The organism is Knoellia sinensis KCTC 19936 (genome assembly GCF_000768705.1).
GTDB lineage: Bacteria > Actinomycetota > Actinomycetes > Actinomycetales > Dermatophilaceae > Knoellia > Knoellia sinensis.
Map to the genome: position 1 here is coordinate 1 of NZ_AVPJ01000047.1, position 1,385 is coordinate 1,385.

At 69.0% G+C, this 1,385-nt stretch carries 1 protein-coding gene; it reads right to left on the reverse strand.

Annotated features, from left to right (window positions below; genetic code table 11):
• Positions 1-10 precede the first annotated feature (10 nt).
• Positions 11-1,267: an ISL3 family transposase gene (locus N802_RS19110; protein WP_035919685.1), complete on the reverse strand. Its 1,257-nt coding sequence runs from the start codon at positions 1,265-1,267 to the stop codon at positions 11-13.
• Positions 1,268-1,385: the final 118 nt, after the last annotated feature.

The following is a 1,385-nucleotide window of genomic DNA, read 5'->3' on the forward strand; positions in this document are numbered from 1 at the left end:
GGCTCTCCTGTCATTGGTGTGGGTCGGTGGGGCGGTAAACCCCGAGGCTGAGCATGGCCAGGGCGATCAGGGCGTCGACGCTGTGGAAGCCGTAGGCACGTCGGGTGATGACGCGGATCTTGTTGTTTGCCGACTCGGTCAGGGCGTTGTTCAGGCCGGTGGTCAGGGCGGCGTCGATGGTCTTGCGGTAGGCGGTGATCCGGAGGGCCAGGGCGATGAAGGGCTCCAGTTGGCTGGCCAGGGCGTGCGCGGTCCAACTCTCGAGCAACTCCTTGGCGGTGGCGCCGTGGTCGTCACCGGTGCCGACGGTGAACACTGCCCGCAGCGCCTCCTTGAGCTGCCAAGCGCGGTGGAGGTCGGGGTGGGTGGCGGCCAGCCAGGTCATCGATTCGACCTGTTGATCGCCCCACCGGTCCGGGTTCATCCGCAGCGTCCACATGATGTTCTTGACCGGGACCCCGGCCCCGGTCGCTGCACCGCTGCCAGGTTTCTGACGGGTCCGCACGGCGTTCCACACCTGCCGGCGGCATTCGTCCAGGGCGTCGCCGGCCCACTGGACGATGTGGAACGGGTCGGCGCAGTGGACCGCCTTCGGGGCGTGCTCAGCGACTGGGCCGGCGATCCACGAGGCACTGTCGGAGGTGACGTGGGTCAGGTGCGCGGTGCGCTCCGGGCCCAGGGCGTCGAAGAACGCGTTCACGGTCTCCTTCCGTGCCCGCGGCGCGGCCCACACCAGGCGACCGGTGTCGTGATCGACGACCACCACCAGGTACCTGCGACCGCGCCGGTAGGCCACCTCGTCGATCCCGATCCGACGCAACCCGTCCAACCCGTCGCTGCCGCTGGCTGCGCGCCGATCAGCCAACACCCGGGTCACGATCGAGCCGATGGTCCGCCACGCACACCGCAGCAGCGTGGTCACCGCGGTGGCCGACATCTGCGTCGCCGCCCACGCCGCCATGTCCTCGAACGCGGTGGTGTGCCGGGCTCCGTGCCGAGCCCAAGGTACCCACGCGACCACGACCCCATGCTCACGGCAGGTCACCCGCGGGATCCGCGCGTGGACGAACACGCGGCGACGATCCCAATCCAAACTGCGCCAACGCCGGCCCCGGCCGCGGTCATAACGCGGACACCGCCGCCGACAATGCGGGCACCGATGCTGGAACCCGAACCTCGGCCGAGCCCGCACCAGCACGACACCGTCGACGAGTTCAGCCCCGTCGACGACCACCTCCGCCGCGGCGAACCCGCACACCTGACCGATTACCCTTGAACTGAGCACGCTGCCGCGACCCCTTCATTCTCGTTCCTTGACAGTCGAGAACTTAGGACGCAGCAGCGTGCTCACCTGCGTTACGACCCACACCAACAGCAGGAGAGCC